The sequence below is a fragment of the Pseudomonas sp. 1121_17 genome (assembly GCF_052850745.1).
The window spans coordinates 85687-112016 of sequence record NZ_VXCX01000004.1 but is presented as its reverse complement, the minus strand read 5'-3'; the positions used below and the strand labels follow the sequence as shown (position 1 = coordinate 112016).

Annotated in this window: 24 protein-coding genes; 22 read left to right on the top strand and 2 right to left on the bottom strand. The window is 59.8% G+C overall.

Annotated elements, in window-relative coordinates; translation table 11 throughout:
- The first annotated feature begins 94 nt into the window (after positions 1-94).
- The 4 genes from FW789_RS10705 (at position 95) to FW789_RS10690 (ending at position 3992) form a co-directional block, all read left to right on the top strand.
- Entirely contained in the window at positions 95-571 is a 477-nt protein-coding gene (locus FW789_RS10705) for a sigma-70 family RNA polymerase sigma factor (protein ID WP_103436742.1), read from the top strand.
- Positions 572-727: 156 nt separating this feature from the next.
- Positions 728-1207, top strand: coding sequence for a response regulator (locus FW789_RS10700; protein WP_101318100.1), 480 nt, complete (start codon positions 728-730; stop codon positions 1205-1207).
- Between the two features lie 68 nt (positions 1208-1275).
- The gene (locus tag FW789_RS10695; protein WP_186698752.1) at positions 1276-2616 is read left to right on the top strand and encodes an MFS transporter; all 1341 of its coding nucleotides are present in this window, start codon (positions 1276-1278) and stop codon (positions 2614-2616) included.
- A gap of 128 nt (positions 2617-2744) precedes the next feature.
- Complete coding sequence (locus tag FW789_RS10690) at positions 2745-3992, top strand: IS256 family transposase (protein ID WP_105642849.1); 1248 nt, start codon at positions 2745-2747, stop codon at positions 3990-3992.
- A 140-nt stretch (positions 3993-4132) separates the two neighbouring features.
- On the opposite strand, the gene FW789_RS10685 is transcribed toward FW789_RS10690, so the two are convergent.
- Positions 4133-5797, bottom strand: coding sequence for a 4Fe-4S dicluster domain-containing protein (locus FW789_RS10685; protein ID WP_186698754.1), 1665 nt, complete (start codon positions 5795-5797; stop codon positions 4133-4135).
- 540 nt (positions 5798-6337) lie between these two features.
- Between FW789_RS10685 and FW789_RS10680 the strand changes: the two genes are divergently transcribed.
- The 9 genes from FW789_RS10680 (at position 6338) to FW789_RS10640 (ending at position 13275) form a co-directional block, all read left to right on the top strand.
- On the top strand, positions 6338-7087 hold the full coding sequence (locus tag FW789_RS10680; RefSeq protein ID WP_103436744.1) for an electron transfer flavoprotein subunit beta/FixA family protein: 750 nt from the start codon (positions 6338-6340) through the stop codon (positions 7085-7087).
- Positions 7088-8017 (top strand): electron transfer flavoprotein subunit alpha/FixB family protein, encoded by a 930-nt coding sequence (locus FW789_RS10675; protein WP_103436745.1) that lies wholly within the window; start codon positions 7088-7090, stop codon positions 8015-8017.
- A gap of 72 nt (positions 8018-8089) precedes the next feature.
- Positions 8090-8911, top strand: a complete 822-nt coding sequence (locus tag FW789_RS10670) for a substrate-binding periplasmic protein (protein ID WP_101318110.1) — start codon at positions 8090-8092, stop codon at positions 8909-8911.
- Between the two features lie 10 nt (positions 8912-8921).
- Complete coding sequence (locus FW789_RS10665; protein WP_101318113.1) at positions 8922-9275, top strand: DUF4398 domain-containing protein; 354 nt, start codon at positions 8922-8924, stop codon at positions 9273-9275.
- Entirely contained in the window at positions 9272-10081 is an 810-nt protein-coding gene (locus tag FW789_RS10660) for an OmpA family protein (RefSeq protein ID WP_101318115.1), read from the top strand. Before FW789_RS10665 ends, FW789_RS10660 begins: the two co-directional genes overlap by 4 nt.
- Positions 10082-10273: 192 nt before the next feature.
- Positions 10274-11716, top strand: coding sequence for an aminotransferase-like domain-containing protein (locus FW789_RS10655; RefSeq protein WP_103436747.1), 1443 nt, complete (start codon positions 10274-10276; stop codon positions 11714-11716).
- A gap of 63 nt (positions 11717-11779) precedes the next feature.
- Positions 11780-12268 (top strand): hypothetical protein, encoded by a 489-nt coding sequence (locus tag FW789_RS10650; RefSeq protein ID WP_446431430.1) that lies wholly within the window; start codon positions 11780-11782, stop codon positions 12266-12268.
- A 115-nt stretch (positions 12269-12383) separates the two neighbouring features.
- Positions 12384-12638 (top strand): YkgJ family cysteine cluster protein, encoded by a 255-nt coding sequence (locus FW789_RS10645; RefSeq protein ID WP_101318120.1) that lies wholly within the window; start codon positions 12384-12386, stop codon positions 12636-12638.
- 31 nt (positions 12639-12669) lie between these two features.
- On the top strand, positions 12670-13275 hold the full coding sequence (locus tag FW789_RS10640; RefSeq protein ID WP_446431486.1) for an START domain-containing protein: 606 nt from the start codon (positions 12670-12672) through the stop codon (positions 13273-13275).
- Positions 13276-13342: 67 nt separating this feature from the next.
- On the opposite strand, the gene gltA is transcribed toward FW789_RS10640, so the two are convergent.
- Positions 13343-14632, bottom strand: coding sequence for a citrate synthase (gene gltA, locus FW789_RS10635; protein WP_101318124.1), 1290 nt, complete (start codon positions 14630-14632; stop codon positions 13343-13345).
- Positions 14633-14982: 350 nt separating this feature from the next.
- On the opposite strand from gltA, the gene sdhC reads away from it, so the two are divergent.
- From sdhC to sucD, 9 genes are all read left to right on the top strand, one after another.
- Complete coding sequence (gene sdhC / locus FW789_RS10630) at positions 14983-15369, top strand: succinate dehydrogenase, cytochrome b556 subunit (RefSeq protein WP_178080755.1); 387 nt, start codon at positions 14983-14985, stop codon at positions 15367-15369.
- Positions 15363-15731 carry a succinate dehydrogenase, hydrophobic membrane anchor protein gene (gene sdhD, locus FW789_RS10625; RefSeq protein WP_446431429.1) on the top strand — a complete coding sequence of 123 codons (369 nt, stop codon included), beginning with the start codon at positions 15363-15365 and terminating at the stop codon, positions 15729-15731. The genes sdhC and sdhD overlap by 7 nt, the downstream gene beginning before the upstream one ends.
- A 3-nt stretch (positions 15732-15734) precedes the next feature.
- Positions 15735-17507, top strand: coding sequence for a succinate dehydrogenase flavoprotein subunit (sdhA, locus tag FW789_RS10620; protein ID WP_103436748.1), 1773 nt, complete (start codon positions 15735-15737; stop codon positions 17505-17507).
- Between the two features lie 12 nt (positions 17508-17519).
- Positions 17520-18224, top strand: a complete 705-nt coding sequence (locus FW789_RS10615) for a succinate dehydrogenase iron-sulfur subunit (protein ID WP_103436749.1) — start codon at positions 17520-17522, stop codon at positions 18222-18224.
- Between the two features lie 244 nt (positions 18225-18468).
- Positions 18469-21300 (top strand): 2-oxoglutarate dehydrogenase E1 component, encoded by a 2832-nt coding sequence (locus FW789_RS10610; RefSeq protein ID WP_101318135.1) that lies wholly within the window; start codon positions 18469-18471, stop codon positions 21298-21300.
- A gap of 42 nt (positions 21301-21342) precedes the next feature.
- Positions 21343-22572 carry a 2-oxoglutarate dehydrogenase complex dihydrolipoyllysine-residue succinyltransferase gene (odhB, locus tag FW789_RS10605; protein WP_103436750.1) on the top strand — a complete coding sequence of 410 codons (1230 nt, stop codon included), beginning with the start codon at positions 21343-21345 and terminating at the stop codon, positions 22570-22572.
- A gap of 92 nt (positions 22573-22664) precedes the next feature.
- Positions 22665-24101, top strand: coding sequence for a dihydrolipoyl dehydrogenase (gene lpdA, locus FW789_RS10600; protein WP_101318139.1), 1437 nt, complete (start codon positions 22665-22667; stop codon positions 24099-24101).
- Positions 24102-24274: 173 nt separating this feature from the next.
- Positions 24275-25441, top strand: coding sequence for an ADP-forming succinate--CoA ligase subunit beta (gene sucC, locus FW789_RS10595; protein WP_008091914.1), 1167 nt, complete (start codon positions 24275-24277; stop codon positions 25439-25441).
- Positions 25441-26325, top strand: a complete 885-nt coding sequence (gene sucD / locus FW789_RS10590; RefSeq protein ID WP_101318141.1) for a succinate--CoA ligase subunit alpha — start codon at positions 25441-25443, stop codon at positions 26323-26325. The genes sucC and sucD overlap by 1 nt, the downstream gene beginning before the upstream one ends.
- The last annotated feature ends 5 nt before the right edge of the window (positions 26326-26330 follow it).

The window sequence follows — 26330 nt, the reverse complement described above, 5'->3', positions numbered from 1 at the left end:
GAATAATTATAATTTGTAAGATCGCACTCTGATATCACTCAGTCCCGCGTCAATGCAGTGCATATTGCCAAGCAGGGAGACGCCAGGTGCCGTTGTGGAACATTATTATCGCGAGTTGGTGAGCTTTCTTAGCGCGCGTCTGGGCAATCGCCAGGCCGCCGAAGACGTGGCTCACGATGCTTATCTGCGGGTGCTGGAGCGTACCGATACGCAGCAGATCGAGCATCCCCGCGCGTTCCTTTATCGCACTGCGCTCAACCTGGTGATTGACCGCCACCGCCGCCACCTGATCCGCCAGACCGAATCGCTCGATGTGCTCGACAGCGATGAGCGCTGGCACAGCCCGGCGCCGTCGCAGAGCATGCAGCTTGGCCAGCGCCTGGCGCTGATGCAGCGCGCACTGGATGAACTCAGCGCGCCGTGTCGCGAGTGTTTTCTACTGCGCAAGATCGACGGTCTGTCGCATCCGCAGATTGCCGAGCGTCTGGGTATTTCCCGCAGTCTTGTGGAAAAGCACATCGTCAATGCCATGAAGCACTGCCGCGTGCGCATGCGCCAGTGGGAATCGTGAACGGCGGCCAGTGAAAATCCCCGTGCTGGCACCTTGATTTCTCGCGTTTTAGCGACGAGTATCAGTAAAGACCCCGCCTGGTAGTCACCGGGCATGCCTGAACTGGCGCAGTATGGTCATGGAGCGTGTGCCCTTACCTCTGCCCAGGTTCGATCGATGCCTCATAAATCCTTGCGCATCCTCATCGCCGACGAGCACCCGTCCCAGCGTTTGCAGCTGGAGAAGATGCTCAATGCCATGGGGTATTACCGGATCGCCCCGGTGGAAAACTTCGAAGACTTGCAGCGCCTGGTGCAGAGCGCGCTGCAGCCGTTCAATCTGTTGATTGGCAACATCGAGCTGGCTAGCCACGCCGGTGTTGATCTGGCGCGTTTCTGTCGGGTCAGTTCGCAGATTCAGCATGCCCTGCTGTACCACTCGCAGCGCCTGAAAGTGCCGGCGGTGCCGCAGACCGAGCGCAAGGCGGTGAGCATCAGCCTGCCGAAAGTGCCTGACAGCGAGGCGTTGGAGTCATTTATGGCAATCATCGACCTGCCGATGGTGGTCGGTCAGTTGCCGCTGCCGCCCGGGCTTTCCCCAGGCTCGGGCTATCCAAGACTGCGGCGCAACTTCGCCCAGACCGTGTTCAACCGCTAAGCCTGGATGCGCCTGATGGCCGCAGGGTTTGTTATCCTCTCGCCCTTTGCCGATCTGCGGACTCTGCCATGACTGCCATCGATAGCGCGCCTGCGCCGCGGTTTACCCGCGCTGACCACCGGACCCTGGGTCTGGCGGCGCTGGGCGGCGCGTTGGAAATCTACGATTTCATCATCTTCGTGTTCTTTGCCCTGACCCTCAGCCAGCTGTTTTTCCCGCCGGAAATGCCTGAGTGGCTGCGTTTGTTGCAGAGCTTCGGGATTTTTGTGACTGGTTACCTGGCGCGGCCGTTGGGCGGTATTTTGATGGCGCATTTTGCCGACCATCTGGGCCGCAAGCGGGTGTTCAGCCTGAGCATCCTGATGATGGCGCTGCCGTGCCTGCTGATCGGGGTGATGCCGACCTACGCCGACATCGGCTACGCCGCGCCATTGATCCTATTGGCGCTGCGGATTCTGCAGGGCGCGGCAGTGGGCGGTGAAGTGCCCAGCGCCTGGACCTTCGTTGCCGAGCATGCGCCGGATGGCCGACGTGGCTACGCATTGGGCTTTTTGCAGGCTGGACTGACCTTTGGTTATTTGCTCGGCGCGCTTACGGCTACTTTGCTGGCGCAGCTGTTTACCCCGCAGGAGATCCTTGATTACGCCTGGCGTTACCCGTTCTTGCTTGGCGGGGCGTTCGGCGTGATTGGGGTTTGGCTGCGCCGTTGGTTGAGTGAGACGCCGGTGTTTCTGGCGCTGCGTGAGCGGCGTGAGCAGCCGGTGGCGTTTCCGTTGCGCCAGGTGTTGCGCGAGCATCGGCGGGCGTTGGTGCCGGCGGCGCTGCTGACCTGTGTGCTGACTTCGGCGGTGGTGGTGTTGGTGGTGATCACGCCGACGGTGATGCAGCAGCGGTTTGGTATCAGTGCTGGGCATACCTTTGCCCTGAGTAGTGTCGGTATCGTGTTTTTGAATATTGGCTGTGTGCTGGCAGGCTTGTTGGTTGACCGGATCGGGGCGTGGCGGGCGTTGCTGATCTATAGCCTGGCGCTGCCGGTGGGGATTGCGGCGCTGTATGCGAGTCTGGTGGGGCAGTGGGCGGTGATCTGGCCGGCCTATGCTCTGGCGGGGCTTTGCTGTGGGGTGGTGGGGGTGGTGCCTTCGGTGATGGTCGGGTTGTTTCCGGCGCAGATTCGGGTTTCCGGGATTTCCTTTACCTATAACGTGGCATATGCATTGTGGGCAAGTACTACGCCTTTGGCTTTGATTGCCTTGATGCCTTGGAGTCCTTGGGTTTGTGTAGGTTTCTGTTTGGTGATGGGGGTGGTTGGGGTGGTGATTGCGCTGTATTTTCAGGGGCGGGAGTCGTTGGTGTTTGCAGGTGATAGTTCTGCTTCGGGCGCGGCTTTGTGTCGCGAGGGGGCTGCTTAGTTTGGCCTGGCTGTCTTCGGGTTGTTCGCGGGTCTTTTGAGCTTATCTATTTGATTTATAGACAGTTCTGGCCCAGGGGGGTGTCAGAAATTTTGTGTTCGGGCATAACATGAGTAAGAGGTGCATGTATGCCAACCAAGAAGAAACCCTTGCGTGACCTACCAAAAATCCCCAAGGAGCTACTCGAGCAGTTCGGTGAGGGGCTGATGACTGCGGAGGCTATAGAGGACGCTTCTGCGGCCTTCAAGAAGGCTTTGATCGAGCGAGCATTAAGTGCCGAGCTCGGTCACCATCTGGGGTATCCGCCGGGCGCGCAGCGCCCAGAGGATGAAACCAACCAGCGCAATGGCAAGACTGGCAAGACGGTTTTGACGGGGGATGGCCCGCTGCGGCTGGAGATTCCCCGTGATCGGGATGGCAGTTTTGCCCCCATTCTGATTCCCAAGCATGAGCGGCGTTACACCGGTTTTGATGACAAGATCATCGCCATGTATGCCCGAGGCATGACCGTTCGAGAAATCCGCGCTTTCCTCTCTGAGCAATACGGGACGGACGTTTCCCATGATTTCATCAGCTCAGTCACTGACGAGGTGATGGAGGAAATTGGTGCGTGGCAACAGCGACCGCTTGAGCCGATGTACCCAGTCATTTTCTTCGATGCGCTGCGGGTCAAGATCCGAGAAGAAGGCCTTGTCCGCAACAAGGCGATTTACTTGGCGCTGGGTGTTTTACCCGATGGAACGCGCGATATTCTTGGTATCTGGATCGAAAACACTGAGGGTGCGAAGTTCTGGATGAAGGTCTTTAACGACCTCAAGACCCGCGGCGTAGAGGACGTGCTGATCGCCGTGACCGACGGTCTCAAAGGCATGCCAGAGGCGCTAAGCGCAGTGTTTCCGGCGACAACGCTGCAAACATGCATCGTCCACTTGATCCGCAACAGCCTCGATTACGCGGCGTGGGACAAGCGGCGTGAGCTGGCCAAGGCGCTTAAACCGGTCTATCAGGCCATCACCGCAGAAGCGGCTGAGGAAGCACTGGGTGCCTTTGAAAATGGTCCCTGGGGAAAGCAGTACCCAGCGGTGGTGGCGGCTTGGAGACGAGCCTGGGATCGAGTGATCCCGTTTTTTGTCTTCCCACCTGCCATTCGAAAAGTGATCTATACGACCAACGCTATCGAAAGCATCAACGCTCAGCTACGCAAGATCATCAAGACCCGGGGCCACTTCCCGACTGATGACGCAGCGACCAAGCTGATTTGGCTTGGGCTGCGCAACATTACGGCAAACTGGGGCTCGGCGGCGCATGATTGGAAAAATGCGATGAATCAATTTGCGATTCTGTACGGCGACCGATTTATCAGGCCGACCTGGTAAAAGCCCGGCCTGCCCAGCGGCAGGCCATTACCGGCCCGCACACAAAAAATCTGACACTCTCTGGCCCAGTTCTGGCCCGGACCTACCCATGCATTACATGGGCAAGTCCCAGCCCCCAGCCTCAAACCAACCTCAAACAATCACATATTAGGATAGTTAGGCCCACCCGCGCCCTCAGGCGTAACCCAGGTAATATTCTGCGCCGGATCCTTGATATCACACGTCTTGCAATGCACACAGTTCTGCGCATTGATCTGGAACCGCTTGGCGCCATCTTCCTGCGTAACCACCTCATACACCCCAGCCGGGCAATATCGCTGCGCCGGCTCGTCATACAACGGCAGGTTACTGGTAATCGGTACACTCGGATCAGCCAGCTTCAAGTGGCAAGGCTGCTCCTCTTCATGGTTGGTACTGGAGAGAAACACCGAACTCAGCTTGTCAAAGCTCAACTTGCCATCCGGCTTCGGATAATCGATCTTCTTCGAGTCTGCCGCCAGTTTCAGGCACGCATAATCAGGCTTGGTATCACGCAGGGTGAACGGCAGCTTGCCGGCAAACCAGTTCTGGTCGACATAGTTGAAGGCAGCACCAAACAGCGGCCCGAACTTGTGCATCGCCGGGCCAAAGTTACGGCTGGCAAACAACTCATCATGCAGCCAGCTGGCCTTGAAGCCATCGACGTAGCTATTGAGCACATCACCGCCTTCACTCCCGGCCAGCAACGCAGCAGCCACCGCATCCGCGGCGAGCATGCCTGACTTCATGGCCGTATGGCTGCCCTTGATCTTGGCCACGTTCATGGTGCCCAGGTCGCAGCCAATCAGTGCGCCGCCATTGAAGACCATTTTTGGCAGTGAGTTGATACCGCCTTTGGCCAGGGCGCGGGCGCCGTAGCTGATGCGCTTGCCGCCTTCAAGGTACTGGCTGATAACCGGGTGATGCTTGAGACGCTGGAACTCATCGAACGGCGACAGGTACGGGTTGGAGTAGGACAGGTCGACGATAAGGCCAACCACCACTTGATTGTTCTCCAGGTGATAGAGGAACGAGCCACCGGTGTTCTCGTTGCTGACCACATCCAGCGGCCAGCCCGCGGTATGCACCACCAGGCCTTGCTCGTGCTTGCTTGGGTCGATCTCCCAGATTTCTTTGATGCCGATGCCGTAGTGCTGCACATCCGACTCGCTGTCGAGATTGAAGCGTTTGATCAGCTGCTTGCCGATGTGCCCGCGGCAGCCTTCGGCGAACAGGGTGTACTTGGCACGCAGTTCCATGCCTGGGGTGTAAAGGCCATCTTTCGGCTTGCCTTCGCGGTCGACGCCGAGGTCGCCGGTGAGGATGCCGCGGACTACGCCGTTGTCATCGATCAGCGCTTCCTGAGCGGCAAAGCCTGGATAAACCTCGACGCCGAGGTTTTCCGCCTGCTGGGCCAGCCAGCGGCACAGGTTGCCCAGCGAGATGATGTAATTGCCCTGGTTGTGCATGGTCTTGGGCACGAACAGGTCAGGCACCTTGGTCGAGCTGCCAGCATCTTTGAGGACATAGATGTCGTCGCGTTTGACCGCGGTGTTGAGCGGGGCGCCGAGCGCTTTCCAGTCAGGGAACAGCTCGTCCAGCGCGCGCGGTTCGAACACCGCGCCAGAGAGGATGTGAGCGCCGACTTCGGAGCCTTTCTCGACCACGCAGACGCTGATCTCGCTACCGGCTTCGGCGGCCTTCTGCTTCAGACGGCAGGCGGCGGACAGGCCTGCCGGCCCGGCGCCGACAATGACCACGTCGAATTCCATGTATTCGCGTTCCACTGGTTCTCTCCTACTCAAGGCTCATCGCTGTTTCTTGTCGGGGGGACGGGCAGTCACCGGTAGCTATCTAGGCTGTAGCTTTACCGAACACGGACTACACCGCTGGGTCATGCCGCGCATTATATCTACACCACTCCAACGGTCCAATACAAACGTTTGTTTGAATTTGCCGCAGGCCAGTAAAATCACAGGGAGGCGGCTGGAGGCTGGCCGATTTGCCGTATTGACCAGACTGGGTGTTACGGTCAAGATACGAGCGGTTTTACGCTCGCCGTAGGCTGATCGATGGGCGCAGGAGCACCCCTAAAGACCAGGTGTAGAGCAGGGTTTTCGGGCTGAAAGCCGTCATGTAGTGGAGTTTACACGCCACCACAGAAAATGACCCGCAGGTTCTGCCTCGGCAGTCGCTACAGGACTTATCAGTCACAGTGAATAATCCTCTGGCCGATACGTTTTTAGAGGTGCCCTTGTACCCACGCGCAATCGCCGGGCCTTTGCCCCCAGGCGAGTTTCTTTTCACCGGAGAGTAACGAGGAATCCATGAAGGTTCTTGTAGCTGTCAAACGAGTGGTCGACTACAACGTCAAGGTTCGCGTCAAAGCGGACAACTCCGGCGTCGACCTTGCAAACGTCAAGATGTCCATGAACCCCTTCTGCGAAATCGCGGTGGAAGAAGCCGTACGCCTGAAAGAAAAGGGCATTGCGACCGAGATCATCGCCGTTGCAGTCGGCCCGACCGCTGCCCAGGAGCAACTGCGCACCGCGCTGGCCCTCGGCGCTGACCGTGCCATCCTGGTCGAGACCAGTGATGAACTGAACTCGCTGGCCGTGGCCAAGGCGCTCAAGGCGCTGGTCGACAAGGAGCAGCCGCAACTGGTGATCCTCGGCAAACAGGCGATCGACAGCGACAACAATCAGACCGGGCAGATGCTCGCGGCGCTGACTGGCTACGCCCAGGGCACCTTCGCCTCCAAGGTCGAGGTGGCCGGTGACAAGCTCAACGTCACCCGTGAAATCGATGGCGGCCTGCAGACTGTATCGCTGAACCTGCCGGCGATCGTCACTACCGACCTGCGCCTGAACGAGCCGCGCTATGCGTCGCTGCCGAACATCATGAAGGCCAAGAAGAAGCCGCTGGAGACTGTTACTCCTGACGCGCTGGGCGTTTCTACCGCCTCCACTGTGAAGACCGTAAAAGTCGAAGCGCCGGCTGCACGCAGCGCGGGTATCAAGGTCAAGTCGGTGGCTGAACTGGTCGAGAAATTGAAGAACGAGGCGAAGGTAATCTAAATGACTATCCTGGTTATCGCTGAACACGAGAACGGTGCTGTTGCCCCGGCCACCCTCAATACCGTTGCTGCTGCCGCCAAGATTGGTGGTGAAATCCACGTACTGGTCGCCGGCGCCAACGTTGGTGCTGTCGCCGAAGCCGCTGCCAAGATCGCTGGCGTGGCCAAGGTGCTGGTAGCCGACAACGCCGCCTATGCCCACCTGCTGCCGGAAAACGTCGCGCCGTTGCTGGCCGAGCTGGGCAAGGGTTACAGCCACGTGCTGGCTCCGGCCACCACCAATGGCAAGAACATCCTGCCGCGGGTTGCTGCACTGCTGGACGTCGACCAAATCTCCGAGATCATCGCGGTCGAGTCTGCCGACACCTTCAAACGCCCGATCTATGCCGGTAACGCCATTGCCACCGTGCAATCGAGCGCGGCAGTCAAGGTCATCACCGTGCGTACCACCGGCTTTGATCCGGTTGCTGCCGAAGGTGGTTCGGCCACTGTCGAAGCCGTCAGCGCTGCCCACGATGCCGGCAAGTCGGCGTTCGTTGGCGAAGAGCTGGCCAAGTCGGACCGTCCCGAGCTGACTGCTGCCAAGATCGTCGTTTCCGGCGGCCGCGGCATGGGTAACGGTGACAACTTCAAGCACCTGTACACCCTGGCCGACAAGCTCGGCGCCGCCGTTGGTGCTTCCCGCGCTGCGGTCGACGCAGGCTTTGTGCCGAACGATATGCAGGTCGGTCAGACCGGCAAGATCGTCGCGCCGCAGTTGTACATCGCCGTCGGTATTTCCGGCGCGATCCAGCACCTGGCCGGTATGAAAGACTCCAAAGTGATCGTTGCGATCAACAAGGATGAAGAAGCGCCGATCTTCCAGGTAGCTGATTACGGCCTGGTCGCGGACCTGTTCGAAGCAGTTCCGGAGCTGGAAAAGCTGGTCTGATCCGCCTGCTTCACTTATAAAGAAGCCCGGCCCTCGACATGAGGGCCGGGCTTTTTTCATAAGGAGTGGTGGATGAATTTTCGCAGAACGGGCAGGGCGCTGGTCTGCCTTGCCGCGCTGATGTCGCCTGCGGTCATGGCGGCCGGCAAGTGCGAGCGCCTGGTCGCCACCGGCAGCCCGGATGCGCCGCCTTATTCATGGCAGGACCCGCAAGACCCGCGGCACCTGATCGGGGCCAACGTAGACCTGCTGCGCCAGGTGGCGACCGAGCTTGGCCTGAAGCTTGAAGTGCTGCACGCCGGCCGCCGCGATCAAGCGCTGGAAGAGGTGCGCAGCGGGCGTATGGACCTGTTGCTCGATACGCCCATGCAGGTAACCCAACTGGATGCCCTGGATTACATCCACCCTGCGCTGCAGCTTAATGAATACCTGGTCTGGACCCGGCATGACGGCGCCGTGGTGTTCGACGGGCCGGCTGACCTGGCTCGCTACCAGGGCACTTTGTCCGAGCGGGCGCGGCTGACCCCGGCCTTCGAGGCCTTTGCCAAGGCGCAGCTAAAGCTGGTGCCGGCGCAGAACCTGACGCAGGCGTTCCAGAAGCTGGTGCTCGGTCAGGTTGATTATGTGCTGGCCGGGCGCTACTCGGGCATGGCCATGGTCCAAGGCCTGGGCATGGCCAATGACCTGATCGCCCGTGGCCTGCCGGTGGACCGCCCCGGGCTGTACCTGGCGGTGTCGCACAACTCGGCCTGCAATGACGCCTGGTTGCGCGGACAACTGGCAAAAAAACTGACAGAATTGCCGATCTCCGGTGCATCCGAAACGGTGCTGCAACGTAACGTCGAACGCTGGAAGGCGCAGATGTTGGTGCCCCAGGATGCCCCCAAACAGTAGGAAGACCGTGTTGAGAATCCAACCCTTGATGCTGGCCCTGGCCATCACCAGCCTGGCTGGCTGTGCCAATGATCCGGCGCCCACTGAACAACTGCGGCTGTCCGAGCAGGCGCTGGAGCAGGCCAAGGCCGTCGGTGCCACCGATCAGGTCGAAGCGCTGAAGCTGGCAGACGAAAAACTCACTCGCGCGAAAGCCAATCTGCTCAGCCAGGACAATCGCGACGCACGCATGCGCGCCGAGCAGGCCGAACTGGATGCGCGCCTTGCCGAGGCACAGGTATTGACGCTCAAGAGCGAAGAGCAGTTGACCGTGCTGCAATCGCGCGTCAAGCGCTTGCGCAAGCAATTGGAGGCGCAGCCATGAATCGCACTACGCCAATCGCGGCGCTGGCATTGCTGGCGCTGGTCGGTCTGCAGGGCTGTGCCAGCCAGCGCAGCGAGTCGGCCCTGGAAGACGCCAGCGCGGCGTTCCAGAAGGTCAAGGATGACTCCAACGTGCTGCGCAGTGCGCCACGCGACGTGATCCGCGCCGGCGAGTCGCTGGCCAAGGCCGAGCGCTTGTCCAGCTACATCGGCACCGGTGCCGATGTGCGCCACTACGCTTATCTGAGCCAGCGCTACAGCGAGATCGCTGCCGAGCACGCCAAGCTGTCGTTGAATCAGGAGCGCATCGCCAAGCTTGATCTGGAGCGTCAGCGCCTGCAGTTGGCGCTACGTGAGGCCAAGCTGGCCAGTGTGCAGCAGCAAGGCAAGTGGGTCGAAGCGCAGATCAGCGCGCTGGCCTCCGAGCAGAGCGAGCGCGGCCTGGTGATGACCCTTGGCGATGTGCTGTTCGACACCGGTCGGGCTGATCTGAAGAATTCGGCAAGTCGCACCGTGCTCAAGCTGGTGCAGTTTCTCCAGCTCAATCCGCGCCGTGTGATCCGCATCGAGGGTTACACCGACAGTACTGGTACGCCGGAAGACAACCTCAAACTGTCGCGTGATCGTGCACAGGCCGTGGCCGATATGCTGGTCGATCTGGGTATCGACGAGAAGCGTATTCAGGTCGAGGGTTACGGCGACCAGTACCCGATCGACGTCAATGCTTCGGAGCGGGGCAGGGCGCAGAACCGCCGAGTCGAGATCGTCTTCTCGGACGACAAGGGCAAACTCGCCGCGCCACGCTGACGGGCGCTGCTCGCGGGGCCTTTGCATGGCCCCGTGAGCTGGCGTGGATAAACCCTGAAAGGGTGCTGGTCACGTAACTGTAATGTCGACTATTCTGCAATCTGTCCCCGTACACTTTGTAACTGTTCCGGTATTCTGCCTGTCAGTGAGTCGCATAAAAACAACGACCCGTCCGCGCTTCGAGAATCCGTCATGACCAACCTGCTGCTGTACCAGCGCATCGCCCAGCAACTGGCTGAGGACATCCGTCGCGGTGTCTACCAGCCCGGTGAGCGAGTACCGTCGGTGCGCAAGATGAGCGCGCAGCTCAATGTCAGCCACGCAACCGTGCTTCAGGCCTATGCCAACCTGGAAGACCAGGGGCTGATCCGCGCACGGCCGCAGTCCGGTTACTATGTGCACCAGACGCCAGCGCTGACTGCGCAGACGCCAGACATCGCCCGCGTCGAGCGGCCTGGCCTGGTTACCCGCGCGACCATCATCCAGCAGGTACTGACCGAGGCGCGTCGGGATGGCGTGTTCCCGTTCGGCGCTGCCGTGCCACATGTCGACTATCTGCCGGTACGAGCGCTACACCAGCAATTGGCCAAGGTCACCCGTTTTCATAGCCCGCGCGCGTTCAGTTACATGTTCAGCCCGGGCTTCGAGCCACTGCGTCGACAGATAGCCATTCGCATGCGCGATGCCGGTGTGTTGGTCGACCCGCGTGAGATCATCGTGACCCATGGCTGTGTCGATGCGCTGCAGATGTCGCTGCGCGTGCTGACCCGGCCGGGGGACCTGATCGCAGCCGAGTCGCCGACCTATTACGGCCTGCTGCAACTGGCTGATCTGCTTGGGCTGAAAGTCATCGAGATTCCCAGCGACCCAGCCAACGGCATCAGCCTTGAGGCATTGCAGCTGGCGGCCAATCAGTGGTCGATCAAGGCGCTGGTACTGACTGCGCGATTGAGCAACCCGCTTGGCGGCACCATCCCGGAAGAGCGCCAGAAGCAGCTGCTGCGGCTGGCATCGGACTTTGACATCCAGATCGTCGAGGATGATATCTACGGCGAGCTGATGTTCGAACAGGGCCGCACCAAGGCACTCAAGGCCTACGACCGGCTGGATCGGGTGATCTACTGTTCGAGCTTTTCCAAGACCTTATCTCCCGGCGTACGGGTGGGCTGGATGATTGCCGGCCGTTATCAGGCCGAGATCCAGCGCTTGCAGACCTTCACCACGCACTCGGCTTGCAGTGTGACTCAGATGGCGGTGTCGGCGTACCTGGAAAACGGCGGCTATGACCGCCACCTGCGCTTTATCCGCCAGGAATACCGCAAGAACCTCAGTGCGTATCAGTTAGCGGTGCAGCAGCACTTCCCTGAGGGCACGCAAATGACCCGGCCAACCGGCGGTTTCATCCTTTGGGTGAGTCTGCCTGGGCGGGTCAACACCCAGGATCTGCATGTGCGCGCGCTGGAGCAGGGCATCAGTATCGCGCCAGGATTGATCTTCAGTAATACCGAGCAGTTCAACCACTGTATTCGGCTCAACTGCGGTATCCCCTGGAACAAGGAAGCCGAGCGCGCCGTGATCACCCTTGGCCTGCTGGCCCATCAATTGTGCAAAGACTCGGCCAGTTCAATGTTCTAGTCTTGCCAGACTCAGGCGGAACCGCCAGCATAGTCCTGTCATTCAGCGGTGTTTATGGAGTTCATGAAAGCGCTTCGCTGTTTTGCCCTGTTGTTCTGCCTGGCTCCGCTGTGTTTCTCCAGCGGTGCACTGCAGGCTGCGTCCACAGCGCCCGTCGCTGCCCCGGCCAAGGCGGCCAGCAAGGCCACCACTGGCAAGGCGAGCACGCCCCCGGCAAAGGCTGCGGTGCGCAAGAAGGCCAAGGCCAAGCCTGTGGCGAGAAGCAAACGCAAGGCAGTCAGCAAGGCTGTGGCCAAACCGGTACCCAAGGCCAAGCTCGACCTCAGCTTGCCTACGCACCTGGTCGACAAGCTTGAGCCGGAGGTGAATACCTTGTCGTCGCAACGGCGCAAGCCTCTGCTGCCGTCGATGTTCCCGGAGAACCCGCCGGCGGATGACAGCCCATTTCAGCTCAACGGGCGCTTGATCAACAACGAGATGCAGCTGCAGTTACGCAATGACAGCCGGCGTGAAGTCGAAGGCGCTGCCATCGATTTTCAATTCCGCCAGTAACTGCAACTGACTGCCGGGTCACGGCAGATTTCATCTTGCCAGCAATTTCAAACGAATGTTTGAGTCGTTACTATCAGGGACGTTCGTCCCGTTTTGTTCCAGGAGTCTAGAATTGATGAAATGCCGAGAGGGTTGCGGTGCGTGCTGCATCGCCCCTTCGATCAGCTCGCCCATGCCGCGCATGCCACATGGCAAGCCGGCCGGTGAGCGCTGTCTGCACCTGACGCCGAGCAATCTCTGTGAGCTTTTCGGCAGGCCGGAGCGCCCCGCAGTGTGTGGTGGCTTCAAGGCCGATGTCGAGGTGTGTGGCAGTGACAGTGACGAGGCAATCAGGCTTCTTGGCTGGCTGGAGCAGATGACGGCGGCGTGACACGGTATCTTCGACAACAAGGATAAGCATGATGAGATCGTTCAAGCGTATTGCACTGCTGTGCGGCATGGGTGTGTTGCTGGCTCCGGCCGCCTGGGCAGAAAACTGGCAGGTGGCCAAGGACAAGGACGGCATCACCGTGTCGCTCAGCGAGGTGGCAGGGTCGCAGTACAAGGCCTACCGCGGCGTGACGGTGATCAAGGCACCGCTGGCCAAGGTCAAGGCGCTGCAGGAAGACGTCGCCGGGGCCTGTGCCTGGATCCATGAGTGCGAGTCGCAGAAGCTGCTCAAGCATGAGGGTGATCAAACCTGGACCTACAGCCGCTTCAATACGCCGCCGCTGGTAACCCCGCGTGACTCGGTGATGCTGGTTACCACCACTCAGCAAGCGGACGGCAGCCTGCTGCGCACGCTTGAAGAAAAGGCCGATTATCTGCCGGCAGAAAAGGGTTTTGTGCGGGTGGCCAAGGTCGAAGGCTTCTGGAAGCTGGTGCCCAAGGGTGACAGCACTGAAGTGACCTATCAGGTGCACACCGAGCCAGGTGGCAGCGTGCCGTCCTGGCTCGCCAACAAATTCGTCGTGGATGCACCATTCAATACCCTGCAGGCGCTGCGCGAGCGGGCCGAGAAGCCCTGATCGGCAAATGCAAAAAGGCTGCCCGAGGGCAGCCTTTTTTACGCATTCAGCATTTAACCAGCGATGCTTACTTGCGATCCGTCAGGTTGACGATATCGCGCTGCGGCTCACCGGTGTACAGCTGGCGTGGGCGGCCAATCTTGTACGGGCTGGAGAGCATTTCTTTCCAGTGCGAGATCCAGCCGACAGTACGTGCCAGGGCAAAGATCACGGTGAACATGCTGGTCGGAATGCCGATCGCCTTGAGGATGATCCCCGAGTAGAAGTCGACGTTCGGATACAGCGAGCGCTCGATGAAGTACGGATCGGTCAGAGCGATCTCTTCAAGGCGCATGGCCAGTTGCAGTTGCGGGTCGTCCTTGATGCCCAGCTCGCGCAGGACTTCGTCGCAGGTCTGCTTCATCACGGTGGCGCGCGGGTCACGGTTCTTGTAGACGCGGTGACCGAAGCCCATCAACTTGAACGGATCGTTCTTGTCCTTGGCCTTGGCGATGAAAGTGTCGATGTTGGAAACATCGCCGATTTCATCGAGCATGGTCAGTACGGCTTCGTTGGCGCCGCCGTGTGCCGGGCCCCACAGTGCGGCGATGCCGGCTGCGATACAGGCGAACGGGTTGGCACCCGACGAGCCGGCCAGACGTACGGTGGAGGTCGAAGCGTTCTGCTCGTGGTCGGCATGGAGGATGAAGATCCGGTCCATCGCCTTGGCCAGCACCGGGCTGATCGGTTTGATCTCGCACGGGGTGTTGAACATCATGTGCAGGAAGTTTTCCGCGTACGACAGGTCGTTGCGCGGGTACATCATCGGCTGGCCCATGGAGTACTTGTAAACCATCGCTGCCAGGGTCGGCATTTTCGCGACCAGGCGCACCGCGGAAATTTCGCGGTGTTGCGGGTTATTGATATCCAGGGAGTCGTGGTAGAACGCCGAGAGGGCGCCGACCACACCGCACATCACCGCCATTGGGTGAGCGTCGCGGCGGAAACCGTTGAAGAACGACTTCAGCTGCTCGTGAACCATGGTGTGGTTCTTGACGGTGCTGACGAACTGCGCCTTCTGCTCGGCATTCGGCAGTTCGCCGTTGAGCAGCAGGTAGCAGGTTTCGAGGTAGTCCGATTGCTCGGCGAGCTGCTCGATTGGGTAGCCGCGGTGCAGCAGGATACCCTTGTCGCCGTCAATGTAGGTGATCTTCGACTCGCACGAGGCAGTCGCCATGAAACCTGGGTCGAAGGTGAAGTGACCAGAAGCCCCCAACCCGCGGACGTCGATTACATCGGGACCAACGGTGCCGGTTAAAATGGGCAGCTCGACGGGGGCTGCGCCCTCGATGACCAACTGCGCTTTTTTGTCAGCCATGTGGCCTCCTATTAATGCTTGAAATCATCAGACAGACCCCCCACGCAGGGCCCGCACCACTATAGAGGGATAAATTCAGATGTCAATTTGCCTAAAGGTGGGTTGAATCACCCCCTAAGGCCTGATTTTTCAAGAAATTGGCGCCCGTTTACGCCTTTTGTACGTTAAAGGCAATGCGCTATTTGGGCTAGCCCATCACGTTGTCATAAGCAGCCTAACTGTCTATACTCGGCAGCCGACCGCCAAGGGCTTGCAAGCCCGATTGCTGGGGGTCGCCGTTCCCTGGGTGGTGGGTACCTGACCAGTACACTTACCAACAACTTTGCCCTGTTAGCTTGGGGCTCTTCAGTGTGAAAAAAGCCGTGAAAAGCCAACGACCTGTAAACCTAGACCTAAGGACCATCAAACTCCCCATTACCGGTATTACGTCATTCCTGCACCGTGTCTCCGGCATCATTCTCTTCCTGGGCTTGGCGATCATGCTTTACGCATTGAGCAAATCCCTGGGTTCGGAGGAAGGTTTCGGCGAGGTGAAGGCGTGCTTGACCAGTCCGCTGGCCAAGTTCGTGGCGTGGGGTCTCCTCTCTGCCTTGCTGTATCACCTGGTTGCCGGTGTGCGCCATTTGATCATGGACATGGGCGTCGGTGAGACACTGGAAGGCGGAAGACTGGGCTCGAAAATCATCATCGCTGTTTCCGTAGTGGTGATCGTGCTGGCAGGAGTTTGGATATGGTAACTAACGTCACGAACCTCTCGCGTTCGGGCCTCTATGACTGGATGGCGCAGCGCGTATCTGCGGTCGTTCTCGCGGCTTACTTCATCTTCCTGATCGGCTACCTCGTCGTCCACCCGGGCATCGAGTTTGCCCAGTGGCACGCTCTGTTCTCCAACAATGCGATGCGAATTTTCAGTCTGTTGGCCCTGGTGGCCCTTGGCGCTCACGCCTGGGTCGGCATGTGGACCATCGCCACTGACTACCTGACGCCAATGGCGCTGGGCAAGTCGGCGACTGCGATTCGTTTCCTGTTCCAGGCGGTATGCGGCGTTGCGATGTTCGCTTACTTCGTCTGGGGTGTGCAGATTCTCTGGGGTATCTGATTCATGGCTATGATTCCAACGATTTCATTCGACGCCATCATTGTTGGTGGTGGTGGTGCCGGCATGCGCGCTGCGCTGCAGCTGGCCCAGGGCGGTCACAAGACTGCCGTAATCACCAAGGTCTTCCCGACCCGTTCGCACACTGTATCCGCCCAGGGCGGCATCACCTGCGCAATCGCCTCGGCTGACCCGAACGATGATTGGCGCTGGCACATGTACGACACCGTCAAGGGGTCGGACTACATTGGTGACCAGGACGCTATCGAATACATGTGTCAGGAAGGCCCGGCTGCGGTGTTCGAGCTGGACCACATGGGTCTGCCGTTCTCGCGTACCGAAACTGGCCGTATCTACCAGCGTCCGTTCGGTGGCCAGTCCAAGGACTTCGGCAAGGGCGGTCAGGCGGCGCGCACCTGCGCAGCTTCCGACCGTACCGGTCACGCGCTGCTGCACACTCTGTACCAGGGCAACCTGAAAGCCGGCACCACCTTCCTCAACGAGTACTACGCAGTCGATCTGGTGAAAAACCAGGACGGCGCATTCGTTGGTGTGATCGCGATCTGCATCGAAACCGGCGAAACCCTGTACATCAAGGCCAAGGCCACTGTACTGGCGACTGGCGGTGCGGGCCGTATCTACGCATCGACCACCAACGCCCTGATCAACACCGGTGACGGTATCGGCATGGCCCTGCGTGCAGGCGTTCCGGTACAAGACATCGAAATGTGGCAGTTCCACCCGACCGGCATCGCCGGCGCTGGTGTGCTGGTCACCGAAGGTTGCCGCGGTGAAGGCGGTTACCTGATCAACAAGCACGGCGAGCGTTTCATGGAGCGCTATGCGCCTAACGCCAAGGACCTTGCCGGTCGTGACGTTGTGGCCCGCTCGATGGTCAAGGAAATCATCGCCGGAAACGGCTGTGGTCCGAATGGCGACCACGTGATGCTCAAGCTCGACCACCTCGGCGAAGAAGTGTTGCACAGCCGTCTGCCAGGTATCTGCGAGCTGTCCAAGACCTTCGCCCACGTCGACCCGGTGGTCGCGCCGGTGCCGGTCGTACCAACCTGCCACTACATGATGGGCGGCGTTGCCACCAACATTCATGGTCAGGCCATGACCCAGGACGCCGACGGCGTCGACCAGATCATCCCAGGCTTGTTCGCCGTGGGTGAAGTGGCTTGCGTATCGGTTCACGGCGCCAACCGCCTGGGCGGCAACTCGCTGCTCGACCTGGTGGTGTTCGGCCGTGCTGCTGGTCTGCACCTGGAAAAAGCACTGTCCGACGGCATCACCTACACCGACGCCAGCGACACCGACATCGAAGTCGCCCTGAGCCGCTTGAACAAGCTCAATCAGCGCACCGATGGCGAAGACGTGGCTACCCTGCGTCGCGAGCTGCAAAGCTGCATGCAGAACTACTTCGGCGTGTTCCGCACCGGCGAATACATGCAGAAGGGCATCGAGCAGCTGGCTCAGCTGCGCGAGCGTATTGCCAACGTCAAGATCAACGACAAGTCCCAGGCCTTCAACACCGCGCGGATCGAAGCGCTGGAGCTGCAGAACCTGCTGGAAGTTGCCGAAGCTACTGCGATCGCCGCAGAAGTGCGTAAAGAGTCGCGCGGCGCTCACGCCCGTGAAGACTTCGAAGATCGTGACGACGAAAACTGGCTGTGCCACACCCTGTTCTTCCCAGGTGAGAAGCGGGTTGCCAAGCGCGCAGTCAACTTCGCACCGAAGACCGTACCGGCGTTTGAGCCAAAAATCCGGACTTACTAAGGGGTGGCCGCTATGTTGAAAGTCGAAGTATATCGCTATAACCCGGACACCGACTCGGCGCCGAAAACTCAGATTTTCGAAGTCGACACTGGTGGCAAGGACCTGATGGTGCTGGACGTGCTGGCACTGATCAAGGAGCAGGACGAAGGTTTCTCCTATCGTCGCTCCTGCCGTGAAGGCGTCTGTGGTTCCGACGGCATGAACATCAACGGCAAGAACGGTCTGGCGTGCATCACGCCGCTGTCTGCCGTAGTAAAAGGTAACAAGTTGGTCGTGCGTCCGCTGCCGGGCCTGCCAGTTATCCGTGACCTGGTCGTCGATATGAGCATCTTCTACAAGCAGTATGAGAAGGTGAAGCCATTCCTGCAGAACGATTCGCCAGCTCCGGCTATCGAACGCCTGCAATCGCCAGAAGAGCGTGCGAAGCTGGACGGTCTGTACGAGTGCATCCTGTGCGCTTGCTGCTCGACTTCCTGCCCGTCGTTCTGGTGGAACCCGGACAAGTTCCTCGGTCCAGCTGCACTGCTGCAGGCCTATCGCTTCCTGGCCGATAGCCGCGACACGAAAACTCAGGAGCGCCTGGCGTCCCTGGATGACCCGTTCAGCGTATTCCGCTGCCGCGGGATCATGAACTGCGTAAACGTTTGCCCTAAAGGTCTGAATCCGACCAAGGCAATCGGTCACGTACGTAACATGCTGCTGCAAAGCGGCACCTGATACACGGCTGTTGCAAGTGCAAGACACTGAAGCGCGGGTGGTGAGCCCGCGCGGAGGTGAAACCCGGGCAGGGGTCGATAAGGCCCACGCCCATTACCTATGAAGATTTGAGACCAGCAGGGGCTTCCGGGCTGGTACCGGAAAATCTGCAGGATCCTCGGTGGCGTGATTGGTCGCTGTTCTCGGGCTTTCTCATGCGTATTGAGGTACTTGCCGATTCGTCCCCGAACGAGGGTGACCAAGCATGCAAGAAAGCGTGATGCAGCGCATGTGGGAAAGCGCCCACCTTTCAGGTGGTAACGCTGCATATGTGGAAGAGCTCTACGAGCTCTACCTGCACGACCCTAACGCTGTGCCAGAAGAGTGGCGCACCTACTTCCAGAAGTTGCCCGCCGACGGCAGCACCGCTACCGATGTATCGCACTCGACAATCCGCGACCATTTCGTACTGCTGGCAAAGAACCAGCGCCGCGCTCAACCGGTTTCCGCCGGAAGCGTGAGCAGTGAACACGAGAAGAAGCAGGTTGAAGTTCTGCGACTGATCCAGGCCTATCGTATGCGCGGCCATCAGGCTGCCAAGCTCGACCCGTTGGGGTTGTGGCAGCGCCCTGCGCCTGTAGACCTGTCGATCAATCACTACGGCTTGACCAATGCCGATCTTGATACGACCTTCCGTGCCGGCGACCTGTTCATCGGCAAAGAGGAAGCGAGCCTACGCGAAATTCACGATGCGCTGGAGAAGACATATTGTCGCACCATCGGCGCCGAGTTCACCCATATCGTCGATTCCGAGCAGCGTAGCTGGTTCCAGCAGCGTCTCGAAAGCGTGCGTGGGCGTCCGGAGTTTTCCGCTGATGTGCAGGCGCATCTGCTTGAGCGTGTCACCGCAGGTGAAGGCCTCGAGAAGTATCTGGGCACCAAGTACCCAGGTACCAAGCGCTTCGGTCTGGAAGGCGGCGAGAGCCTGATCCCGATGCTGGACGAAATGATCCAGCGCTCGGGCTCCTACGGCACCAAGGAAGTCGTGATCGGCATGGCCCACCGTGGCCGTCTGAACGTGCTGGTCAATACCTTCGGCAAGAACCCGCGCGAGCTGTTCGACGAGTTCGAAGGCAAGAAGATGAACGAGCTGGGCTCGGGTGATGTTAAATATCACCAGGGCTTCTCGTCGAACGTGATGACCCCGGGTGGTGAAGTTCACCTGGCCATGGCGTTCAACCCGTCCCACCTGGAAATCGTCTCGCCAGTGGTGGAGGGTTCGGTGCGCGCCCGTCAGGACCGTCGCAACGACAGCGTTGGCGACAAGGTACTGCCGATCTCGATTCACGGTGATGCTGCGTTCGCTGGCCAGGGTGTCGTACTGGAAACCTTCCAGATGTCGCAGACCCGCGGTTTCAAGACCGGCGGTACCGTGCACATCGTGATCAACAACCAGGTTGGTTTCACCATCAGCAACCCGCTCGACTCGCGTTCCACCGAGTACTGCACCGACGTCGCCAAGATGATTCAGGCGCCGATCCTGCACGTCAACGGTGATGACCCGGAAGCTGTGCTGTTCGTGACCCAGCTGGCCATCGATTACCGCATGCAGTTCAAGCGTGACGTGGTGGTTGACCTGGTCTGCTACCGTCGCCGCGGCCACAACGAAGCGGACGAGCCTAACGGCACCCAGCCACTGATGTATCAGCAGATCAGCAAACAGCGCACCACCCGTGAGCTGTACGCCGAGTCGCTGATCCAGGCCGGTCGTGTCGATGCCGAGCGTGCTCAGGCCAAGATCGACGAATACCGCAACGCGCTGGACAACGGTCTGCATGTGGTCAAGAGCCTGGTCAAGGAGCCGAACCGCGAGCTATTCGTTGATTGGCGTCCATACCTGGGCCATGCCTGGACCGCGCGTCACGACACCCGTTTCGACCTCAAGACCTTGCAGGACCTGTCGGCCAAACTGCTGGAGATGCCGGAAGGCTTCGTCGTGCAGCGTCAGGTGTCGAAGATCTACGAAGATCGCCAGAAGATGCAGGCCGGTGGCTTGCCGATCAACTGGGGCTATGCCGAAACCATGGCGTACGCCACGTTGGCCTTCGAAGGTCACCCGATCCGCATGACCGGTCAGGATATCGGCCGCGGCACCTTCTCGCACCGCCACGCGGTGTTGCACAACCAGAAGGACGCCAGCACCTATATCCCGCTGCAGAACCTGTACCCGGGCCAGCCACGTTTCGACCTGTACGATTCGTTCCTGTCCGAGGAAGCAGTTCTGGCGTTCGAATACGGTTACTCGACCACTCAGCCAAACGCGCTGGTGATCTGGGAAGCCCAGTTCGGCGACTTCGCCAACGGTGCGCAAGTGGTGATTGACCAGTTCATCACCAGTGGCGAGCACAAGTGGGGCCGTCTGTGCGGTCTGACCATGCTGCTGCCGCACGGCTACGAAGGCCAGGGTCCTGAGCACTCCTCGGCTCGTCTGGAGCGTTACCTGCAGCTGTGCGCCGAGCACAACATCCAGGTGTGCGTACCGACCACCCCGGCACAGATCTACCACCTGCTGCGTCGCCAGGTGATCCGCCCGCTGCGCAAGCCGCTGGTGGTCCTGACGCCGAAGTCGCTGCTGCGCCACAAGCTGGCCGTGTCGACCTTGGAAGACCTGGCAGAAGGCTCGTTCCAGACCGTGATCCCGGAAATCGATACCCTCGATCCGGCCAAGGTCGAGCGCCTGATCCTGTGCAGTGGCAAGGTCTACTACGACCTGCTGGAAAAACGCCGTGCCGAAGGCCGCGAAGATATCGCCATCGTGCGTATCGAGCAGCTGTATCCGTTCCCGGAAGACGACCTGGTCGAAATCCTGGCGCCGTACAGCAACCTCAAGGCCGCCGTCTGGTGCCAGGAAGAGCCAATGAACCAAGGCGCCTGGTACAGCAGCCAGCACCACATGCGCCGTATCCTGGGCCGCCACAACAAGGCACTGGTCCTGGAATACGCCGGCCGCGACGCTTCTGCCGCGCCAGCCTGTGGTTACGCATCGAAGCACGCCGAACAGCAGGAAAAACTGCTGCAAGACGCCTTCACTGTTTAATGCTTTCGCGCACCTGAAACCGAATTTAAGGAAACACTGCTAATGGCTATCGAGATCAAAGCCCCAACCTTCCCGGAATCGGTTGCCGACGGCACCGTTGCCACCTGGCACAAACAGCCGGGCGACGCCGTCAAGCGTGACGAGCTGATCGTTGACATCGAAACCGACAAAGTCGTCCTGGAAGTGCTCGCCACTGCCGACGGCGTACTCGGCCCGATCGTCAAGGGCGAGGGCGACACCGTTCTCTCCGACGAACTGCTGGGTTCGATCGTTGAAGGCGGCGCTGCTGCCGCTGCACCTGCTGCTGCCGCGCCTGCTGCTGGCGGCGCTGCCCCGGCCGCTGCTGCCGACGCTGGCGAAGACGACCCGATCGCTGCACCGGCCGCGCGCAAGCTGGCTGAAGAAGGCGGTATCGATCTGGCTACCGTTGCCGGTACTGGCAAAGGCGGTCGTATCACCAAGGAAGACGTGGTTGCTGCCGTTGCCAACAAGAAGTCCGCGCCTGCCGCGGCTCCTGCTGCCAAGCCAGCCGCTGCTGCTGCCGCTCCAGTACTGACCGCCACTGGCGACCGTACCGAGAAGCGTGTGCCGATGACCCGTCTGCGCGCCAAGATCGCCGAGCGTCTGGTCGAAGCCCAGTCGAACATGGCGATGCTGACCACCTTCAACGAAGTCGACATGACCGAAGTCATGGCCCTGCGTTCGAAGTACAAGGACTTGTTCGAGAAGTCCCACAACGGCGTACGTCTGGGCTTCATGTCGTTCTTCGTCAAGGCCGCTACCGAGGCGCTCAAGCGCTACCCGGCAGTCAACGCCTCGATCGACGGCACCGACATCGTCTACCACGGCTTTGCTGACGTCGGCGTTGCCGTGTCCAGCGACCGTGGCCTGGTGGTTCCAGTACTGCGCAACGCCGAGCAGATGAGCCTGGCGGAAATCGAGAACGGCATCGCCACCTTCGGCAAGAAGGCCCGTGACGGCAAGCTGGGCATCGAAGACATGACCGGCGGTACCTTCACCATCACCAACGGTGGTACATTCGGCTCGATGATGTCGACCCCGATCGTCAACCCGCCGCAGGCGGCTATTCTGGGCATGCACAACATCATCCAGCGTCCGATGGCGGTCAATGGCCAGGTTGCCATTCGCCCGATGATGTACCTGGCGCTGTCCTACGATCACCGTCTGATCGATGGCAAGGAAGCAGTAACCTTCCTGGTCACCATCAAGAACCTGCTGGAAGACCCGGCTCGTCTGCTGCTGGACATCTAACACGCAGCTGCAAGCGGCAACCGGCCGGCTCCCGTGCGAGCCCGTCGCTTGCCGCTTGAGGCTTGCAGCTTGTAGCTGAAAAGGAATCTTTTATGACCCAGAAATTCGACGTGGTAGTGATTGGTGCAGGCCCTGGTGGCTATGTTGCCGCGATCAAGGCCGCTCAGCTTGGCTTGAGCACCGCCTGCATCGAGAAGTACACCGACGCCGAAGGCAAACTGGCCTTGGGCGGTACCTGCCTGAACGTCGGTTGCATTCCTTCCAAGGCGCTGCTGGACAGCTCCTGGAAATACAAGGAAGCCAAAGAGAGCTTCAACGTTCACGGTATCTCCACTGGCGAAGTGAAGATGGACGTTGCTGCCATGGTTGGCCGCAAGGCTGGCATCGTGAAGAACCTGACCAGCGGTGTTGCCACCCTGTTCAAGGCCAACGGTGTTACTTCGATCCAGGGCCACGGCAAACTGCTGGCTGGCAAGAAAGTCGAAGTCACCAAGGCTGACGGCACTACCGAAATCATCGAAGCCGAAAACGTGATCCTGGCCTCTGGCTCGCGTCCGATCGACATTCCGCCGGCTCCGGTCGACCAGAACGTCATCGTCGACTCCACCGGTGCCCTGGAATTCCAGACCGTTCCGCAGCGTCTGGGCGTGATCGGCGCTGGCGTGATCGGCCTGGAACTGGGTTCGGTATGGTCGCGTCTGGGTGCTCAGGTAACTGTCCTGGAAGCTCTGGATACCTTCCTCATGGCTGCCGATACTGCAGTTGCCAAGGAAGCCCAGAAGACCCTGACCAAGCAAGGCCTGGACATCAAGCTGGGCGCTCGCGTGACCGGCTCGCAAGTCAACGGCAACGAAGTCGAAGTGACTTACACCGATGCCAACGGCGAGCAGAAGATCACCTTCGACAAACTGATCGTTGCGGTCGGCCGTCGCCCAGTGACCACCGAACTGCTGTCTGCTGACAGCGGCGTCGACATCGACGAGCGCGGCTACATCTTCGTCGATGACTACTGCGCAACCAGCGTGCCGGGCGTGTACGCCATCGGTGACGTGGTGCGTGGCATGATGCTGGCGCACAAGGCCTCGGAAGAGGGCATCATGGTTGTCGAGCGCATCAAGGGCCACAAGGCTCAGATGAACTACGACCTGATCCCATCGGTTATCTACACCCATCCGGAAATCGCTTGGGTCGGCAAGACCGAACAAGCCTTGAAGGCTGAAGGCGTAGAGGTTAACGTGGGCACCTTCCCGTTCGCGGCCAGCGGCCGTGCGATGGCTGCCAACGACACCGGTGGTTTCGTCAAGGTCATCGCCGATGCCAAGACCGACCGCGTTCTGGGTGTACACGTGATTGGCCCATCGGCTGCCGAACTGGTTCAGCAGGGCGCAATCGCAATGGAATTCGGCACCAGCGCCGAAGACATCGGCATGATGGTGTTCAGTCATCCGACCCTGTCCGAAGCGCTGCATGAAGCCGCTCTGGCTGTGAATGGCGGTGCCATTCACGTCGCCAACCGCAAGAAGCGTTAATTATAAGAAACCACGGCGGGTCGCCCGTCGTGAGTCCTGCGTGCATGACTCACCGCGGAACGTCCGCCGGACCGGACCTTCGGGACCACCCGAAGGTTTAACGGTCACAGGTGGTGCGGCGCCATTGTTGGCGCAGCGCCGAAGCGCAGTACCTAACGAAGACGGTATAAAGCATGAATCTTCACGAGTATCAGGGTAAGCAGCTGTTCGCTGAATACGGCCTGCCAGTTTCCAAGGGTTTCGCAGTCGACACCCCTGAAGCAGCAGCAGAAGCCTGCGACAAGATCGGCGGTTCCGAGTGGGTTGTAAAAGCCCAGGTTCACGCAGGTGGTCGCGGTAAAGCGGGCGGCGTCAAGCTGGTTCGCAGCAAAGAAGACGCCAAGGCGTTCGCTGCACAGTGGTTGGGCAAGCGTCTGGTGACTTACCAGACTGACGCCAACGGTCAGCCAGTGACCAAGATCCTGGTCGAGTCCTGCACTGACATCGCCAAAGAGCTGTATCTGGGCGCTGTAGTCGATCGTTCGAGCCGTCGTATCGTGTTCATGGCTTCCACCGAAGGTGGCGTGGACATCGAGAAAGTCGCTCACGAAACTCCTGAGAAGATCATCAAGGCTACTATCGATCCACTGGTTGGCGCTCAGCCATTCCAGGGTCGTGAACTGGCGTTCCAGCTGGGTCTGGAAGGCAAGCAAGTTGCACAGTTCGCCAAGATTTTCGTAGGCCTGGCCAAGCTGTTCAAAGAACACGACCTGGCCCTGCTGGAAGTCAACCCGCTGGTCATCAAGGCCGACGGCGACCTGCATTGCCTCGATGCCAAAATCAACATCGATGCCAACGCAATGTACCGTCAGCCTAAGCTGAAGACCTTCCACGACCCGTCCCAGGACGATCCTCGTGAAGCCCACGCTGCCAGCTTCGAGCTGAACTACGTAGCGCTGGAAGGCAACATCGGTTGCATGGTCAACGGTGCTGGCCTGGCCATGGGTACCATGGACATCGTCAACCTGCACGGCGGCAAGCCAGCCAACTTCCTCGACGTAGGTGGTGGTGCTACCAAAGAGCGCGTGACCGAAGCTTTCAAGATCATTCTGTCCGACAGCAATGTCGCGGCCGTACTGGTCAACATCTTCGGCGGCATCGTTCGCTGCGACATGATTGCCGAAGGCATCATCGGCGCTGTGAAAGAAGTCGGCGTCAAGGTACCGGTTGTCGTCCGTCTGGAAGGCAACAATGCCGAGCTCGGCGCTAAAGTACTGGCAGAAAGCGGTTTGAACATCATTGCTGCAACCAGCCTGACCGACGCTGCTCAACAAGTTGTCAAAGCTGCGGAGGGCAAGTAATGAGCGTCCTGATCAATAAAGACACCAAAGTTATCTGCCAGGGCTTCACCGGCTCGCAGGGTACTTTCCACTCCGAACAAGCCATCGCCTACGGCACCAAGATGGTTGGCGGCGTGACCCCGGGCAAGGGCGGCACCACTCACCTGGGCCTGCCAGTGTTCAACACTGTGAAAGAAGCTGTAGAAGCTACCGGCGCTGACGCTTCGGTCATCTACGTTCCAGCTCCTTTCTGCAAGGACTCGATCCTTGAAGCAGCCCTGGGCGGCATCAAGCTGATCGTCTGCATCACCGAAGGCATTCCTACCCTGGACATGCTGGATGCCAAGGTCAAGTGCGACGAACTGGGTGTTACCCTGATCGGCCCTAACTGCCCAGGCGTGATCACTCCGGGCGAGTGCAAGATCGGCATCATGCCAGGTCACATTCACTTGCCAGGCAAGGTCGGTATCGTGTCGCGTTCCGGCACCCTGACCTACGAAGCTGTCAAGCAGACCACCGACGCCGGCTTCGGCCAGTCGACCTGCGTCGGCATCGGCGGTGACCCGATCCCAGGCTCGAACTTCATCGACATCCTGAAGCTGTTCCAGGAAGACCCGCAGACCGAAGCGATCGTCATGATCGGCGAGATCGGCGGTTCGGCTGAAGAAGAAGCCGCTGCCTATATCAAAGCCAACGTGACCAAGCCGGTCGTTTCCTACATCGCTGGTGTTACCGCTCCTGCGGGCAAGCGTATGGGTCACGCTGGTGCAATCATCTCTGGCGGCAAAGGCACTGCTGACGAGAAGTTTGCAGCGCTGCAGGACGCAGGTGTTAAAACCGTGCGTTCGCTGGCCGACATCGGCAAGGCCCTGGCCGAGCTGACTGGCTGGGAAGCCAAGAAGTAATACGC